Here is a 16,848-nt window from a genome sequence, read left to right on the forward strand (position 1 = left end):
GTGCTCACCGCCCGGCGTCCATCCACCCGTCCAACCAGCGGTGGATGAGGAACAACGCGATCGACGACGGCGGCGGCAGGATCAGCTGGGCCCCGTCCCCGACATCCACGGCCCGCCCCGCGCACGCCGCCCCGATCTCCTCCCGGGTGAACCACCGGGCGTACGCGATCTCGGACGGGTCGACCCGCACCGGGTCGGACGGGTCGGCGGTGGCCAGGAAGCCCAACATCAGCGAGCCCGGGAACGGCCAGGCCTGGCTGCCGACGTACCCGATCCGCTCGACCGCGATGCCCACCTCCTCGCGGACCTCGCGCAGCACGGCGGCCTCCGCCGACTCCCCCGGCTCGACGTAACCGGCCAGGCAGGAGTAGCGCCGCCCGCCCGGGGTGCCCGGCCAGCCGGCGTTGTTGCCGAGCAGGCAGCGACCTTCGGGGCCGTCGACGCCGTCGTGCACCAGCACGATCATCGCCGGATCGGTACGCGGCCAGATCCGCCCGCCGTTGCGATCCACCCGCGACCAGCCGGCCTCGTCCATGACGGTGGGCGCGCCGGTCGCCGACGAGTAGCCGTGCCGAGTGTGCCAGTTCAGCAGCGCGACCGCGGTCGTGAAGAGGCCGGCCTCCCGGTCACCGAGCAGGTGACCCACCTCCCGCAGGTTGACCGCGCGGGTGCCCGGCAGCGCCGGCAACGGGGCGTCGACCGCGAACACCGGCACCCCGTCCGGTTCGACACCGAGGAACATCGCCGTCGACTCGGCGCCGGCCGGCGCGTCGGCCGCGCCGAACAGCACCAGCGTCGGAGGCGACACGTCGGTACGCGCGAGGGTCCGCCCGTCGTTGGTCGAGTCGAGCAGCAGCACCCGGCCGCGCAGCCACGCCTCGGTCAACCACTGCGCGTCACCCCGGCGGTGCGCGGCCCGATCCAGCGTCGAGCGCGCCAGCGGTGGCGCGCCCTCGCCGCTCACGGCTGCACCGGCTCGGTGTGCACGGGCGTCAGCGCGGTCAGCCCCGGGGTGATCCGCTCGGCGTCGCCGAGCACGACGACGACCGCCCTGGCGGGCGCGAGGTAGTGGGCGGCGACCCGGGCGACGTCGTCGACGGTCGCCTTCGCGAGGCGGGACGCGTACTCGGCCAGGAAGTCCAGGCTCAGGCCATTGCCGGCGTACGCGCTGGTCAGCGCCGCCAGACCGGCCTGGGTGGACATTCCGAGCTGGAGGGTGCCCAGGGCGTACTGGCGGGCCTGCTCCAATTCCTCCGGCTTCGGCGGCAGCGAGGCCAGCCGACCCAGCTCGTACGTGGTCTCCAGGAGCGCCGGACCGGTGACCTCGGTGGCCACCTCGGCGCCCGCGACCAGCACCGATCCGGCCACCGAGTGCTCGATCACCGAGTGCGGACCGTACGTGTAGCCCTTGTCCTCGCGGATGTTCTCCACCCAACGGGACGAGAAGTAGCCTCCGAAGATCAGGTTGGCCAGTTGCAGCGCGGCGTGGTCGGGGTCGGTACGCGGCACGGCGGGCAGCGCGACCCGCAGCGAGGACTGCACCGAGCCGGGCCGGTCGACCAGCAGCAGCGGCCCCGGCGTCAGCGGTGGGGTGGCCGGCAGGGTGGCCGTACGCCCGGCTCCGGCCCACCCGGCCAGCGCCCGCTCGGCCGCGTCCAGGGCCTTCTCCGGCTGCACGTCGCCGACCACCACGAGCTGCGCCCCGGCGGGGTGCACCCGCTCGGCGTGCAGGCTGCGCAGTGCCGCCGGTCGTACGGCACGGAGCTGGGCCGGCTCCGGCGTCTGCGTGGCGTACGGGTGCCGCCCGTAGATCCTCCTCAGGAGCGCCTCGCGGGCCAGGTGCGACGGCTGGCTCTGCGCGACCTGGATCCGGTCGATGAGCCGGTCCCGTTCGGCGGCCACCTCGTCGTTCGGGTAGCTGGCGCCGGTCAGCACCTCGGCCAGCAACTCCAGCATCCGGTCCAGGCCGGTGACCAGCCCCGCGCCGGAGATCATCAGCCGGTCCGGGTCGACTCCCGCGGACAGGCCGCCGCCGACCTTCTGCAGCTCGGCGGCGAGCTGCACGCTGGTCATCGACTCGGTGCCGGAGAGCATGGTCTGAGAGAGCATCGCGCCGCGCGCGAGGTGGGCGCGGCCGAACGGCACCCAGAGCCGCAGTTCGACCAGGGGCACCGCGGGCCGGCGTACCGCGATGACGGTGAGCCCGTTGCCCAGCGTGCGCTCGGCCGCCTTGGGCACCTTCAGCTTGCGGGTGGGCCCGAGCGGGGGCAGCGTACGCGGCCCGACGGTGGCGGTGGTCGTGGTCGTCACTGTGTCACCTTCGTTCGCGACTGCGGGGCTCGCAAAACCGGCTTACTCCTCGCGCTCACCGACCGACTCCGGGGATGACCTCGACCGTCGCGCGACGTTCCGGGCGCAGGGTGGCCGCGGCGGCCCGGACCTGATCCTCGGTGACGTCGCCGACCAGTCGGGGCAGGTCGTTGAGCAGCCCCGGCTCGCCGCGTTGCTGCTCGAGGACGGCCATCCGCAGCGCCCGGCCGAGGACCGCGTCGGTGTCGCGGAGCAGGTGGGTGGCCATCCGAGCCTGGGTGCGGGCCAACTCGCCGTCGGTCAGCCCGTCGGTGGCCAGCCGGTCCAGCTCCTCGTCGATGGTGCGCAGCACCTTGTCCACGTCGCCGCCGGGCGGCAGGTGCGCCTGCAACAGCAGCGCCGTGGGGTCGCGGACGTCGAACGGGTCGCCCATGAAGCCGAGGTAGCCACCCAGGCTGGTCACCGTGCGGTCGCGCTGCACGAGGCGTTCGACCAGGCGGGACGCGTCGCCGTCGGTGAGCACCTCGGCCAGCACCACGTACGGCAGGTAGCCGGCGAAGTCGCCGACCGGGTCGGGTACCCGCCACGCGCCGGCCACGGCCGGCAACGGCGCCAGGGCATCCGTGTACGAGCTGCGCCGCTCGGCGGTCAGGTCGGGCTCGGTGAAGTCGGGTCGTCGTGGCGCGGGACGGGCCGGCACGTCCCCGAAGTGCCGGGTGACCAGCTCGGTCGCCTCGGCCACGTCGATGTCCCCGCTGACGGCCAGAACCGCGTTGCCACTGGCGTAGTAGTGGCGGAAGAAGTCGGCGGCGTCGGCGACGGTGGCCGACTCCAGGTCGTCGAAGGAGCCGTAGCCGTCGTGCGCGTTCGGGAAGGTGTCGAACATGACCGGCGGCAGGGTCAGCCAGGGGAAACCACCGTACGGCCGGCTGAGCACGTTGACCCGGATCTCCTCCTTCACGACGTCGACCTGATTGCGCAGGTTCTCCTCGGTCAGTCGGGGCGCCCGCATCCGGTCCGCCTCCAGGAACAGGGCGCGTTCCAGAGCGTTGCTGGGCAACGTCTCGAAGTAGTCGGTGTAGTCCAGGTGGGTGGAGCCGTTGAACGTGCCGCCGGCGCCCTGCACGTGCCGGAAGTGGGCCAGCTTCTCCAGGTTCTCCGAGCCCTGGAACATCAGATGCTCGAAGAGGTGAGCGAAGCCGGTACGCCCCTCGGGTTCGGAGCGGATGCCGACGTCGTAGACCACCGCCACCCCGATCACCGGGGCGCTGCGATCGGGGGTCAGGACCACCCGCAGGCCGTTGTCGAGGGTGAACCGCTCGACCGGATACTTCGTCGCTGGAATTCTGGATCTCCGCGCCGCCACGGGATCGACCCTAGCGCGTCGGCACCTCCGCCACCGGCGACCTCCATGCAGCCGCTGCCACCGGCTTGAGAGGCTGACCATTTACCACAGCAAGACAGTAGGAAATGCCGACATAACTGAGACGCCCCTTCCCGATATGTGGATGCCCCTTGACGCTGCTCGCAGTCTGGCCCAGTCTTCCTACCAACTAAGTAGGAATACTGCGGATTGGATGGACGATGAGACGCCTCCCCCTGCGCCGGTTGGTCACCCTGGCCACCCTCACCGCTCTCGGCGCGGCGACCCTGGGCAGCACCGCCGCGTGCGGCGACGATGACAGCAAGGGCGCGAGCGGGAGCTCCGGCCCGGTCACCCTGCGGCTCGGCTACTTCCCCAACATCACCCACGCGCCGGCCGTCGTCGGCGTGGAGAAGGGCATCTTCGCCGAGAAGCTCGGCGCCGACGTCAAACTGGAGCCGAAGACCTTCAACGCCGGCCCGGCCGCCATCGAGGCCGTCTTCTCCGGCGCGCTGGACGCGACCTACATCGGCCCGAACCCCACCGTCAACGCGTTCTCCAAGTCCAAGGGTGAGGCGGTCCGGGTCGTCTCGGGCGCGGCCTCCGGAGGCGTGGCGCTGGTCGTCAAGCCCGGCATCAACGGCCCCCAGGACCTCAAGGGCAAGAAGGTCGCCACCCCGCAGCTCGGCAACACCCAGGACGTGGCCGTCCGCTACTGGCTCAAGCAGCAGGGGCTGACCACCACCAAGGAGGGCGGCGGCGACGTGAAGATCGTGCCGCAGGAGAACGCCCAGACGGTGGAGACCTTCAACTCCGGCGCGATCGACGCCGCCTGGGTGCCCGAGCCGTTCGTGTCCCGGCTGGTCAACGCCGGCGGCAAGGTGCTCGTCGACGAGCGGGACCTCTGGCCGGACAAGAAGTTCGTCATCACCAACCTGCTGGTCAGCACCAAGTTCCTCAAGGCGCACCCGGACGTCGTGCAGAAGTTGGTCGACGGCCAGGTCGCCGCGAACGAGTTCGTCAACAGCAAGCCGGACGAGGCCCAGCAGGCCATCTCCGACGCGATCGGCAAGATCACCGGCAAGCCGCTGGACCTCAAGCTGATCAAGCAGGCGTGGCCGACGTTGGAGTTCACCAACGACCCGATCGCCACCTCGCTCAAGGCCGGGCTCGACCACGCCGTCGAGGTCAAGCTCACCGAGCCCGTCGATCTCAAGGGCCTGTACGACCTGACGTACCTCAACAAGTCGCTCAAGGCCGCCGGCAAGCCCGAGGTCACCCAGCCATGACGTCGACCACGACGACGCCGCAGAGCGCGACCACCGCGGTCGCGCTCTCCGGCGTGACCAAGGTGTACGGGCGCGGGGCGAACGCCGTGCTGGCCCTGGACGGGGTCTCCCTCGACGTCGCGCCGGGCGAGTTCGTCTGTCTGGTCGGCGCGTCCGGCTGCGGCAAGAGCACTCTACTCAACCTGGTCGCCGGCCTGGACCGGCCGAGCGGCGGCACGATCGGCATCGCCGGAGACGCCAACCCGGGCCTGATGTTCCAGGAGCCGGCGCTGTTCCCCTGGCTGACCGTCGAGGCCAACGTGGAGGTGCCGCTGAAGCTGCGGGGCCTCTCCCGTGCCGAACGCCGCGACCGGGTCGCCGAGCTGCTGCGCACGGTGCACCTCGCCGAGTTCGGCCGCAAACGCCCGCACGAACTGTCCGGCGGAATGCGCCAGCGGGTCGCGCTGGCCCGCACCCTGGCCCTGGACACGCCGGTGCTGCTGATGGACGAGCCGTTCGGCGCGCTGGACGCCATGACCCGCGACATCCTGCACGACGAGTTGGAACGCATCTGGTCCGAGCGCCGACTCTCGGTCCTGTTCGTCACGCACAACGTGCGCGAGGCCGCCCGGCTGGCCGACCGCATCATCCTGCTCTCCAGCCGCCCCGGCCGGATCATCTACTCCACCGAGGTGGACATCCCACGGCCACGACGGATCGACTCCCCCGAGGTCGCCGCCATCGCCGCCGAGGTCACCGAACGACTCCGTACGGAGGTGGGCCGCCATGGCCAGTGACACCCTCACCAGCTCGGCGCGTAGCGACGCGGAGATCACCGGACTGGACGCGCTGGAGATCGCCGGTCGGGAGAAGGAGGTCTCCCGGGGCACCCGGCTCTGGGCGGCCACCTGGCCCAAGCTCGCCGCGCTGGCCATCGCCCTCCTGGCCTGGCAGCTTGTGGTCCTCTCGGGCTGGAAGCCGCCGTACTCCCTGCCCGGGCCGCTGGTCGTCGGCCGTGAGCTGGTCAGCCAGGCCCAGACCCCGCAGCTCTGGGAGGGCCTGCTTACGACGCTGCGCCGAGCGGCCCTCGGGTACGTCTTCTCGGTCGCGGTCGGCCTGCTGCTGGGGCTCGCGGTAGCCCGGTCCACGGTGCTGCGCGCCGCTATCGGCTCGATGATCACCGCCTTGCAGACCATGCCCTCGATCGCCTGGTTCCCGCTGGCCATCCTGCTGTTCGAGCTGAGCGAGAAGGCCATCTTCTTCGTGGTGGTGCTCGGCGCGGCGCCGTCCATCGCCAATGGCGTGATCTCCGGCGTGGACTACGTGCCACCACTGCTGCTGCGCGCCGGCCGCAACCTGGGCGCACGCGGGCTCAACCTCTACCGGTACGTGATCGCGCCGGCCGCGCTGCCGGCGATCGTCGCGGGTCTGAAGCAGGGCTGGGCGTTCTCCTGGCGCAGTCTGATGGCCGGCGAGCTGCTCGTCGTCGGCATCTCGCAGACCTCGCTCGGCGCGCAGCTCACGTATTCCCGGGAGCTGTCCGACGCGCCGTGGCTGCTCTCCACGATGATCGTCATCCTGGTGGTCGGCCTGGTCGTGGACGCCGCGTTCGGCGCGGCGGACAAGGCGATCCGACGTCGTTGGGGCGTGCTCGACCAGGCGGGCAACTGAGCGGTGTACGTCTCCGCGCGCAGCGACTACGCGCTCCGGGCGATGCTCGCCGTCGCCGCCGCCGCACCGGGCGGCGACGGTGTCGGCGAGCTGGTGAAGGCGGGCAGCCTGGCTGAGGTGCAGGAGATCCCGCTCAGCTTCCTCCAGAGCATCCTGCTCGACCTGCGTCGCGCCGGTCTGCTGCACAGCCATCGCGGCGCTGATGGTGGGTACGCGCTGACCAGGCCGGCCACCGAGATCACGGTTGGGGATGTGCTGCGCGCGGTCGGTGGGTCGCTGACCACCGTGCGCGGCCTACCCGCCGAACGGGCCGGCTACCACGGGGTGGCCGCCGGGCTCACCGACGTCTGGCTGGCGGTGCACGGGGCGATCGCCACCGTCGTCGACAGCACCACCCTGGCCGACCTGCTGCTGGCCAACAACCAGACCCGAACCGCCCCCTGACCCCGCCCGGTCCCGCCCTGTCCCGTCCCGCCCCGCCCCGCCGCGCGATCTTGCGCTTTCTGCGGCGACAAAAGGGGCGTATCACGGCCGATCGACGACCGAAGCTGCAAGATCGACGAGCTGGCGGACCCGCGTACCGAGGCGGTGTGGTCGGGCCGGTGCCCCGCCGGCCCGACCACACCTCGTACCGATCCTGACCGGGCCTGCCCCTCCGCCGGCGCCGGTCGGCCGGTCGCTGCTCAGCCCCGGTGCTCGACCGTCGGGCCGGGGCCCGGGTCGCCGGGACTGCGCAGCTCCACCAGACCGGCGGGAGCGTTGCCCGCCGTGGTGGCATGCCAGGGGCCGAAGGCCGCGACCATGGCGAGGAGCAACCCGGCGAGCCCGACCGCGACCACCAGGATCAGTTCACGCAGCGCCCCCGAGCCGGCTTCACCCACCATTGCCGCTCCTCCCCCCGTGCCGGGCCCCCGCCCAGTTCCCCCGGTGGTCAGCTTCGGCCACCGGGGAGCAGGGCACAGTCGGCCAGCCGACCCAACGGAGGCTGATTACCGATTCAACCGAACGGTCAAGTGCGGGCAGCGGCACGGAACGAACCGACCCGCCCAGCCGAAGCGGGACGGGTCGGTGTCGTGCGGAAAGGATCAGACCGTACGCGGGCGGCGCGGGCGGCGCGGGCGGCGGGACCGGCCCGACGCGCGGTGCGCGGAGCGGGGCGCGCCGTCCGTGGCTGCCGAGCCACCCGCGGCCCGTCCCCGGTTGGCCGCCACCGGCGGCGCGGCGATGGTGACCGGCACACCGGAGGGCTCACGCGCCCCGGTGACCCGGGCCAGCGCCTCGTCACCCGAGCGCACCTGGACCGACTGCGGCCGGATGCCGGCGGTGGCCATCAGCCGGGACACGTCGCGGCGCTGCTCCGGCAGGACCAGCGTCACCACCGAGCCGGACTCGCCGGCGCGCGCCGTCCGACCGCCCCGGTGCAGGTAGTCCTTCGCCTCGGTCGGCGGGTCCACGTTGACGACCATGTCGAGGCCGTCCACGTGGATGCCGCGCGCCGCCACGTCCGTGGCGACCAGGGCGGTCACCTGGCCGTTGCGGAACTGCTCCAGGATGCGGGTGCGCTGCGGCTGGGACTTACCACCGTGCAGCGCGGCGGCGCGTACACCCTTGGAGAGCAACTGGCGCGCGAGCCGGTCGGCGCGGTGCTTGGTGCCCATGAACAGGATGGTGCGGCCCTCACGAGCGGCGATCCGGGTCAACGCGTCGGGCTTGTCGAGCGCGTCGACGTGCAGCACGTGGTGGGTCATCGCGGTGACCGTGGCGGTGCCCGGGTCGACCGAGTGGGTGACCGGGCTGCTGAGGAAGCGGCGGACCAGCCGGTCCACGCCGCCGTCCAGGGTGGCGGAGAAGAGCATCCGCTGACCCTGCGGGGCGACCTGCTCCAGCAGCTTGGTCACCTGCGGCAGGAAGCCCATGTCGGCCATCTGGTCGGCCTCGTCCAGCACGGTGATCTCGACCTGGTCGAGCCGGGCGTCGCCGCGGTTGATCAGGTCGTGCAGCCGGCCGGGGGTCGCCACGACCACCTCGGCGCCGGCGCGCAGCGCGTCCGCCTGGCGCTGCAACGACAACCCGCCGACGACGGTGGCGCAGCGCAGACCGACGGCACGGGCGTACGGGGCCAGCGCGGTGGTCACCTGCTGCGCCAGCTCCCGGGTCGGCACCAGCACCAGGGCCAGCGGGCGACCCGGCCGGGCCTTACGGCCGGCGGTACGCGAGAGCAGGGGGAGCCCGAAGGCGAGCGTCTTACCCGAGCCGGTACGACCCCGGCCGAGCACGTCCCGACCCGCGAGCGAATCCGGAAGAGTCGCCGTCTGGATCGGGAACGGCTCGATGATGCCCTGCGCGGTCAGGGCGCTGAGCAGCGCCGGCGCCAGACCGGTATGGGCGAAAGACGGAATAACTGTGGTCACGCAGAAGCCTTCCTCGACGCGGAACGTGTCGAGGGAGGGCGCCGAAGTCGGCGCTGTCAACCGGCCGCGCAAGGCAGCCAGGACTCACAAGCACGAACCGATTGGAGTACGGGCCGGCCCGCCACCGGGCCGCCGCCTGCGGAGGCAGGCGGCGGCGAGGCGGGCCGGTCCCGTCACCGTCACACCCGGAGGGCGCGACAGGTAATGCTGACCGATCCGAAGATCAGATCGGGCGGATGTTCTCCGCCTGCGGGCCCTTCTGGCCCTGGGTCACCTCGAACTCGACCCGCTGGTTCTCGTCCAGGCTCCGGTAGCCGGAGGACTGGATCGCCGAGAAGTGGGCGAAGACGTCAGCGCCGCCGCCGTCCGGGGTGATGAAGCCGAAGCCCTTGTCAGCGTTGAACCACTTCACGGTGCCAATAGCCATGTGTTTCGTCTCCTTGACGGAACGTCGGACGCGCACTTGTTGCGCGCCCGAAGAGGAGCGCTCCGCGCGGGGATGCGCGAATCGCCTGTCGCTTCTGGTCGCCCCGCCCGGAGAACTCCGGACACAACAAAGAGCGCCTGGGGCCACAATCCCGCCAGGCGCACACAGAGTCTCTGGTAACCAAAACTGCAACCCGGTCAACCTACCACGGATTTCCCCGTCGTGGTCAAACTTGGCCGGAATCCACGGGCAAGTGAGCGATCATGGCGGTGAGCCCGGTCACGTCCAGCAGATCGGTCGGACGGACGGTCGCCCCGTCCCGCACGTAGTGGAACGCCGCGCCCACCCGTTCGACGTCGACACCGGCCAGCTCGGCCCACGCCAGCCGGTACACAGCCAACTGGACCGCCGCCACCTGGGCGGCCGTGCCGGTGGGACGCGCGCCCGTCTTCCAGTCGACCACGTCGAACCGTCCGCCCGGGCGGGCAAAGACCGCGTCCATCCGCCCCCGGACCACCACACCCGCGATCACCGTGGCGAACGGCACCTCCACCTCGACCGGCACCCGGTCGGCCCACTCGCTGGCCAGGAAGCGCTCCTGAAGCTCGACCAGGGCTTCGTCCGGCGCGGCGTCCGCGTCCGCCGCGCCGGGCAGCTCGTCCACGTCGAGCAACCGGTCGGCGCCGAAACGCTGCTCCAGCCACGCGTGGAAGGCGGTGCCCCGGCGGGCGTACGGATTCGGCTCGGTGGGCACCGGACGGCGCAGCGTACGGGCCAGCGCCGCCGGGTCACGCCGCAACGCCACCAACTGGGTGACGCTGAGCTGCCCCGGCAGGGCCACCTCGACCGCGCCGGAGAGCCGGGTCAGCTCGGCCCGCTCGGCCAGCAGCAGATCCGCCTCCTGCCGCCAGCGCTCCACCTCCGGGTCTGCCGTCTCGACCGTCTCGGCGTTGGACCCGGTCGACGGCAGCGCGCCGGCGAGCGCCGGCCCGACCGGCCCCGGCAGCGCCGACGCCGGACCGTCGGTCATCAGCCGGCGGACGAGTCCGGCCGCCTCGGCCAACGCCGGCCGGCGGCCGCCCAGCGGGTCGGCCGGCCACTCCGCGCGGAGCACCACCTCGGCCGTCGGGTTCGTGGCGTCCGGGGTGGGCTCCGGCGTCCACGTGTCGACCAGGTGCCCGGTGCCGCCGTCCAGACAGGCGTCGTACACCTCGCGCAGGAAGACCGACGGACCTCGCGGTCGCTTCGTGCCCTCGCCCCACCAGTACCCGGAGCAGAGCAGCAGCCGGCGCGGCCGGGTGACCGCGACGTACGTCAGCCGGCGCTCCTCCCGCTCGTCGTGGGCCCGCCAGGCATCGGTGAAGTCGGCCACCGCCCGGGCCACGGCACGCTGGTCGGCAGCCTCGTCGAGCGCCAGTTCGGGCAGCCCGTCGGCGTCCCCCCGCAGCGGGAACGGCAGCACGCCCAGGCCGCCCAGCCAGTGGTCGGAGTTACGGACCGGACCGGGCCACGAGCCCCGGCACAGACCGGCCACCGCCACCACATCCCACTCCAGGCCCTTGGCGGCGTGTGCGGTGACCACCTGCACCGCGCCCTCCACAACCTCGACCTCGCCCGGGGCGAGGCCGCGCTCCTCGTCCTCGGCGGCAGCCAGGTAGGACAGGAAGCCGGAGAGCGTCGCGCCGGGCGTCTCACCGCTGAAGCGGGCCGCCACGTCGGCCAGGGCGTCCAGGTGACCCCGCGCCAGGCCGGCGTCGCCCGCGCCGTCGCGGCCGGCGCGCACCGCGACCTCGACGTCCAGGCCGATGGTCCGCTCGATGTCCGCGATCAGATCCGGCAGCGCCTGGTCCAGGCGGTAGCGCAGCAACGCCAGTTCGGTGCCGTACGCCCGCAGCCGCCCGAACCCCTCCGCCGAGTACGCCTGCGCCGGCCCGAGATCGGCCAACGCCTCCACCAGGGTCGCCTCGTCCAGCAGGTCGGGGCTGATGTCCGAGTCCTCGTCGGCGGCCACCTGTTGGCGGGCCTTCGCGATGCCCCGCGCCCGTCGGTGCAGCGCCACCAGGTCCCGCGGCCCGATCCGCCACCGGGCGCCGGTGAGCAACCGCAGCAGGGCGGCCCCGTCGGTCGGATCGGCCAGCACCCGCAGCGTGCACACCACGTCGCGGACCTCGGGAGTGTCCAGCAGGCCACCCAGCCCGACCACCTCCACCGGAAGGCCCCGCTCGCGCAACGCCGACTCGATCGCCGGGATCTGGCTGCGAACGCGGACCAGCACGGCCGTCGTCGGGCGCTGCGCCACCGGAATGTGCTCCGGCGCCGCGCCGGGCATCCGGGCGGCGCCACGCCACGCGGCGAGCACACTGTCGGCGATCCACGCGGCCTCGTCGGCATACGTGTGCAGCAGCGCACAGTACACCGTGCCACCGGCCGCCCCACCGGGGCTGCGGTGCGGAATCGGGTCCCGGACGGTCAGCGCGGAGCGCAGCTCCGGAACCCGAGCGCCGGCCGCACGCAACGGCGTGGACAGCGCGTTCGCCACCCGCAGGATCTCCGGGCGGTTACGCCAACTGGTGGTCAGCCCCAGCGCCCGCGCGGGCTCGCCGTCGGAGCGCGCGAACTCGGTCGGAAACCGGTCGAGGGTGCCGGCGCTGGCCCCGCGCCAGCCGTAGATGGACTGGCACGGATCGCCCACCGCGGTCACCGGGTGACCGCCGCCGAACAGCGCGTTGAGCAGCACCACCTGCGCGTGGCTGGTGTCCTGGTACTCGTCGAGCAGCACCACCCGGAAGCGGTCCCGCTCGATCTCGCCGACCGCCGGGTGATCCCGCGCCACCCGGGCCGCCCGGGCGAGCTGGTCGGCGAAGTCCATCGCCTCGAAGTCCAGCTTGCGTCGGGCGTACGCCCGCACCAGCGGCAGCAGGCGCAGCCGGGTCTGTTGCAGGGTGAGCGCCTTGCGTACATCGGCGTAGACCCGGCCGGGACGCGACTGCACCTCGGCAAAGAACCGACCGGTCCAGGCCGCCAACTCGTCCGGGGCGACCAGGTGCTCGTCCAACTCCCCGGCGAGGGCCAGCACCGCGTCGGTGATGGTGCTCGGCATCCGGTCCACCTCGGACATGTCGCCGTCGTAGTTGCGCACCAACAGGTCGACCAACTGCCAGCGGGACGCCTCGGTGAGCAGCCGGGTCGACGGCTCGTAGCCGGCCCGCAGACCGTGCTCGGTGACGATCCGCCCGGCGTACGAGTGGTACGTGGAGACGGTGGGCTCACCGGCGAGCGGGTCGTCCAGCGGGTCGCGGTCCTGCCGGCCGACCCGACGGATCAGTTGGTCGAGCCGGGTACGGACCCGGTGCGCCAGCTCACCGGCCGCCTTGCGGGTGAAGGTCAACCCCAGGATCTGCTCCGGGCGCACGTACGAGTTGGCCACCAGCCAGACCACCCGCGCGGCCATCGTCTCCGTCTTGCCGGACCCGGCGCCCGCGACCACCAGCAGCGGCTCCACCGGGGCGGCGATGATCGCGGCCTGTTCGCGGGTCGGCGCCGGCAGCCGCAGCAACTTGGCCAGCTCCACCGGCGTGTACCGGGGGCCGGAGTCCGCGAGCCGGGGCGTCGGCGCGGGACCCGCGCCGAACAGGGTGGGCTGGCTCATGAATTCTCCGGGGGACGGACGGTCGGCGGCTCGACCACCTGGCGTCCCTGCCCGGAGACTGGACAGCTGGTCCGCACCGGGCAGACCCGGCACTTCGAGTTGGCGACCGCGGCGAACGTGGCGGCTGCCATCGTATCGGCGGTCCGCCGGACCAGCGCCGTCGCCCAGCCGGCGGCCGGGCCCTCCCCCGCCGCGGGCTGGTTCTGCTCCCGGGCGTCCTTCGCGGAGGTGCCGAGCTGCACGAGCGCCGCGCCACCGGACTCGTCGCCGAACTCGGCGAAGGCCCCCGCCTCCACCGCAGCCTGGTACGCGCCGAGCTGCGGGTGCTCGGCCAGTTCGCTGCCGGTCACCGCGGTCGACTTGCCGGTCTTGAGGTCGATCACCACCAGCCGGCCGGCCTCGTCGACCTCCAGCCGGTCGACCCGCCCGGTCAGGTCGACCGGGCGCTGCGGATCGTCCAGCCGGACCGCGAACTCGTGTTCGATGGCGAGCAGCCGACGCGGGTTGGTGGCGAGCCAACGCAGCAGCTTGTCGACCATCGCCTCGGCGCGCTCCCGCTCGGGCCCGGCCATCCACCGGGCGGCCAGCTCGATCGCGTCGAACCGGGCGGCCACGTAGTCGAGCAGTGCGCCCCGGTCGGCGCTGGCGTCCTCGGCGAGCATCGCGGCGGCGTGCACCAGGTTGCCGACGCCCTGCGCGGTGCTGGTCGGGCCGCTGCCGCCGTGCCGTTCCAGCAGCCAGCGCAGGCTGCACCGCAGCGCACTCTCCATCGCCGAGGGCGTGACCCGCACCGGCGCCCCGTCGTCGACCAACGGCCGGTCGTCGGAGAGTGCCCGCAGCCCCCACCAGTCGTCGGGGTGCGCGCCGGGCACTCCGGCGGCGGCGAGCCGCGCCAACTCGGCCGCCGCGGCGCGCCGCCGGACCGCCGGCGCGCCCGGGTCGATGACGGCGGTACGCAGCTCGGCGACCAGCGCCGGCAGGGTGAGCGCCCGTGGCGGCCGGGTGACCGGCAGCGCACCGGGCTGGTCCGGCCCGTCGTCTCCGTCGGCCAGAATGTCACCGCCACCGACGGCCGCGCCGGTGGCGGCACCGCCGCTGCGTACCCCGCCGTTGCCGGTCGCGTTGACGGCGACCGCGCTGGTGCCGGTCGCGCTGGTGCCGGTCGCGCTGGTGCCGGTCGCGCTGGCGGCGACCGCGCTGGTGCCGGTCGCGCTGCTGCTGGTTGCGCTGGTGCCGGCCGCGCTGGCGGCGGCCCCGCTGCTGCTGGTTGCGCTGGTGCCGGCCGCGCTGGCGGCGACCGCGCTGGCGGCGACCGCGCTACTGGTGGGGGCGGCGTCGGTGGCGGGCCCACCACCGGGCGGGCCGGTGCGCGGGCCGGGCGGGCCGGGCGGACTTGGCGGACTCGGTGGGGCGGGCGGGCTCGGCGGGGCGGGCGGGCGCAGCTCGTGCAGGAACCGGCTGGGCTGCTCCTCGTGGTCGTCGCCACCGACCGCCGCCGACGCCACCGCGCTGACCAGCAGGCGGTGGCGGGCCCGGCTGATGGCGACGTGGAACAGCCGGCGCTCCTCGTCGAGCAACGCCGAGGTCTGACCCACGACGTTGGCGGCCCGGGCGCCGCCGACGGACCGGCCGGCCAGGACGTCGACCAGCCGTTCCGACCCGAGCAGGCTGCCACGCAGGCGCAGGTCCGGCCAGATGCCCTCCTGCACGCCGGCGATCGCCACCAGGTCCCACTCCAGGCCCTTCGCGGCGTGCGCGGTGAGCAGTCGTACCGCCGCGCCCCGGTCGGCGGTCGGCGCGATGGTGTCCGCCGGCAGGTCCTGGGCGAGCACGTGGTCGAGGAAGACCTCGGTGCGCGCGCCGGGTAGCCGGTCGGTGAAGCGGGCCGCCGCGTCGAAGAGCACGAGCACGGCGTCCAGGTCGCGGTCGGCTGCCTCGGCCCGCCGACGCCGGGCCAGGTCGCCCTCGCCGGCCACCGGCCGCCCCTGGGCGAACGCGCCGGACCAGCGCTCGGCCAGGCCGCTGGCGTCCCACACCTCCCAGAGGACGGTCTCGGCGGTGGCGCCCGGTTGGGCGGCGGCGTCCCGGGCGGTGGCGAGCAGGCCGGCCACCGCCTGCGCCGGCTCCGCCCACCGTCGGTCGATGGTGGCCAGCTCCGTCGGGTCACGCAACGCCTCGACGATCAGCTCGCCGGACGGGCGGCGGTCGCCCCCGGCCAACGCCAGGGCGCGCAGCCCCTGCCGCAGTCGTCGTTCGGCCAGCGGGTCAGCGCCGCCCAGCGGCGAGTGCAGCAACGCGACCGCGGCCTCCTCGTCGAGCCGGTCCGGCTCGAGGGCGCACCGCAGCAGCAGCAGAAGCGGCGCCACCGCGGGTTGCAGGTGCAGCGGAAGGTCCTCGCCGTGCACCACCGTCGGGACGCCGGCGGCGTGCAGCGCGCGTCGCAGGGTCGGCAGTTGCAGGGCGGTGGACCGCACCAGCACTGCCATCCGCGACCACGGCACGCCGTCCAGCAGGTGGGCCGAGCGCAGCATGTGGGCCAGCCAGGCGGCCTCGCTGGTCGCCGACCGGAAGGTGTGCACCTCGACCACGCCGGTCGGGGCGTCCGGCAGCGGACGCAGCCGGCGGTGCGCCGTCGGACCACGAAGGCGGCGGCCCAGCCGGGCCACCGCGTCGAGCAGAACCGGTCCGGCCCGGTACGACGTGCTCAGCAGCACCTGCGCGGCCGGTGCTCCAGAGGCCGTCCGGAAACGGTGCCGGAAGGTGGACACTCCGGCCGGGTCGGCGCCCCGGAAGGCGTACGTGGAGGAGTCGGGGTCGGCGAAGGCCACGAGCGGCTTGCCACCGCCGGCGATGACCGAGAGCAGTTCGAGTTGGGCCGGGTCGGTGTCGGCCAGCTCGTCGACGTACACGTGGGCGAGGCGGTGGCGCTCGGCGGCCAGCAACTCCTCGTCGTCGCGCAGCAGACCGGTGGCGGCCCGGACCAGTTCGGCGGGGTCGTACGCGATCGAACCCCGGTTGCTGACGTCGCGCAGCGCGAGCACCTCGACGTACTCCCGCAGGAAGCGCGCGGCGGCCGGCCAGTCGGCGCGGCCGAGCTTCTCGCCCAGCCGGGCCAGGTCGCCCGGACCCACACCGCGTTCGGCGGCTCGCATGAGCAGGTCACGCAGTTGACCGGCGAAGGCCCGGGTGCGCAGTGCCGGCCGCAGATCGGTGGGCCAGCCGACCGGGTCGTCCTCGGGTGCCTCGCCCACCACGTCGAGCAGCTCGCGGATAATCAGATCCTGCTCGGGGCCGGTCAGCAGGCGGGGTGACGGCTCGCCGCGCTCGGCGGCGGCGCGGCGCAGCAGCCCGAAGGCGTACGCCGGGAACGTGCGTACCAGCGGCTCACGCAGCACCCGGTAGCCGTCCTGCGCGACCCGGGCCTCGATGCGCTGGCGCAGTGCGGTGGCGCCGCGGCGGCCGAAGGTCAGCACGAGGATCCGTTCCGGGTCGACCCCCTCGGCGATCCGGGCGGCGACCGCCTCGACGAGGGTGCTGGTCTTGCCGGTGCCGGGGCCGCCGACGACGAGCATCGGCCCGTCGGTGTGCCCGACGATCTCGGCCTGGACCGGATCGGCGTGCCAGCGCGCGCCCGCCGACCCGGTCGCGTCGGCCGCGACGGCGAGGACGCCACCGTCACCCGGCGCGTCCTCATCCCCCAGCGCCGGCCCCCCGGGCCGCCGCACCAACCGGTACGACTGCATCACCAA

General features: G+C 73.5%; 12 protein-coding genes. 4 read left to right on the forward strand and 8 right to left on the reverse strand.

Translation table 11 applies throughout. From position 1 onward, the window contains the following. Positions 1-4: 4 nt before the first annotated feature. From nudC to ACLQ25_RS03080, 3 genes are read right to left on the reverse strand one after another with little or no spacing between them, the layout of a single operon-like run. Positions 5-964, reverse strand: coding sequence for an NAD(+) diphosphatase (gene nudC, locus ACLQ25_RS03070; protein WP_425728825.1), 960 nt, complete (start codon positions 962-964; stop codon positions 5-7). Beyond that, positions 961-2,310: a M16 family metallopeptidase gene (locus ACLQ25_RS03075; RefSeq protein WP_425728827.1), complete on the reverse strand. Its 1,350-nt coding sequence runs from the start codon at positions 2,308-2,310 to the stop codon at positions 961-963. Before ACLQ25_RS03075 ends, nudC begins: the two co-directional genes overlap by 4 nt. Positions 2,311-2,365: 55 nt before the next feature. After that, positions 2,366-3,676, reverse strand: a complete 1,311-nt coding sequence (locus ACLQ25_RS03080) for a M16 family metallopeptidase (RefSeq protein ID WP_425728829.1) — start codon at positions 3,674-3,676, stop codon at positions 2,366-2,368. A 218-nt stretch (positions 3,677-3,894) separates the two neighbouring features. On the opposite strand from ACLQ25_RS03080, the gene ACLQ25_RS03085 reads away from it, so the two are divergent. Genes ACLQ25_RS03085 through ACLQ25_RS03100 form a run of 4 tightly spaced genes read left to right on the forward strand, consistent with a single transcriptional unit; the run spans position 3,895 to position 7,056 of the window. Further along, the gene (locus tag ACLQ25_RS03085; RefSeq protein WP_425728831.1) at positions 3,895-4,962 is read left to right on the forward strand and encodes an ABC transporter substrate-binding protein; all 1,068 of its coding nucleotides are present in this window, start codon (positions 3,895-3,897) and stop codon (positions 4,960-4,962) included. Then, complete coding sequence (locus ACLQ25_RS03090; protein ID WP_421473043.1) at positions 4,959-5,738, forward strand: ABC transporter ATP-binding protein; 780 nt, start codon at positions 4,959-4,961, stop codon at positions 5,736-5,738. Before ACLQ25_RS03085 ends, ACLQ25_RS03090 begins: the two co-directional genes overlap by 4 nt. Beyond that, positions 5,728-6,612 (forward strand): ABC transporter permease, encoded by an 885-nt coding sequence (locus tag ACLQ25_RS03095; RefSeq protein WP_425728834.1) that lies wholly within the window; start codon positions 5,728-5,730, stop codon positions 6,610-6,612. Before ACLQ25_RS03090 ends, ACLQ25_RS03095 begins: the two co-directional genes overlap by 11 nt. A 3-nt stretch (positions 6,613-6,615) precedes the next feature. Continuing rightward, the gene (locus ACLQ25_RS03100) at positions 6,616-7,056 is read left to right on the forward strand and encodes an RrF2 family transcriptional regulator (RefSeq protein WP_425728836.1); all 441 of its coding nucleotides are present in this window, start codon (positions 6,616-6,618) and stop codon (positions 7,054-7,056) included. Between the two features lie 239 nt (positions 7,057-7,295). On the opposite strand, the gene ACLQ25_RS03105 is transcribed toward ACLQ25_RS03100, so the two are convergent. From ACLQ25_RS03105 to ACLQ25_RS03125, 5 genes are all read right to left on the reverse strand, one after another. Then, complete coding sequence (locus ACLQ25_RS03105; protein ID WP_357126006.1) at positions 7,296-7,496, reverse strand: hypothetical protein; 201 nt, start codon at positions 7,494-7,496, stop codon at positions 7,296-7,298. Between the two features lie 201 nt (positions 7,497-7,697). Beyond that, positions 7,698-9,023 (reverse strand): DEAD/DEAH box helicase, encoded by a 1,326-nt coding sequence (locus ACLQ25_RS03110; protein ID WP_425728838.1) that lies wholly within the window; start codon positions 9,021-9,023, stop codon positions 7,698-7,700. Between the two features lie 223 nt (positions 9,024-9,246). Next, positions 9,247-9,450: a transcription antiterminator/RNA stability regulator CspE gene (cspE, locus tag ACLQ25_RS03115; protein WP_101369720.1), complete on the reverse strand. Its 204-nt coding sequence runs from the start codon at positions 9,448-9,450 to the stop codon at positions 9,247-9,249. A 226-nt stretch (positions 9,451-9,676) separates the two neighbouring features. Continuing rightward, positions 9,677-13,099, reverse strand: coding sequence for an ATP-dependent helicase (locus ACLQ25_RS03120; protein WP_425728841.1), 3,423 nt, complete (start codon positions 13,097-13,099; stop codon positions 9,677-9,679). Continuing rightward, positions 13,096-16,842: an ATP-dependent helicase gene (locus tag ACLQ25_RS03125; protein ID WP_425728843.1), complete on the reverse strand. Its 3,747-nt coding sequence runs from the start codon at positions 16,840-16,842 to the stop codon at positions 13,096-13,098. The genes ACLQ25_RS03120 and ACLQ25_RS03125 overlap by 4 nt, the downstream gene beginning before the upstream one ends. Between the last annotated feature and the right edge of the window lie 6 nt (positions 16,843-16,848).

Origin of the sequence: Micromonospora sp. DT44, from assembly GCF_049841635.1 — a bacterium.
Lineage (GTDB): Bacteria > Actinomycetota > Actinomycetes > Mycobacteriales > Micromonosporaceae > Micromonospora.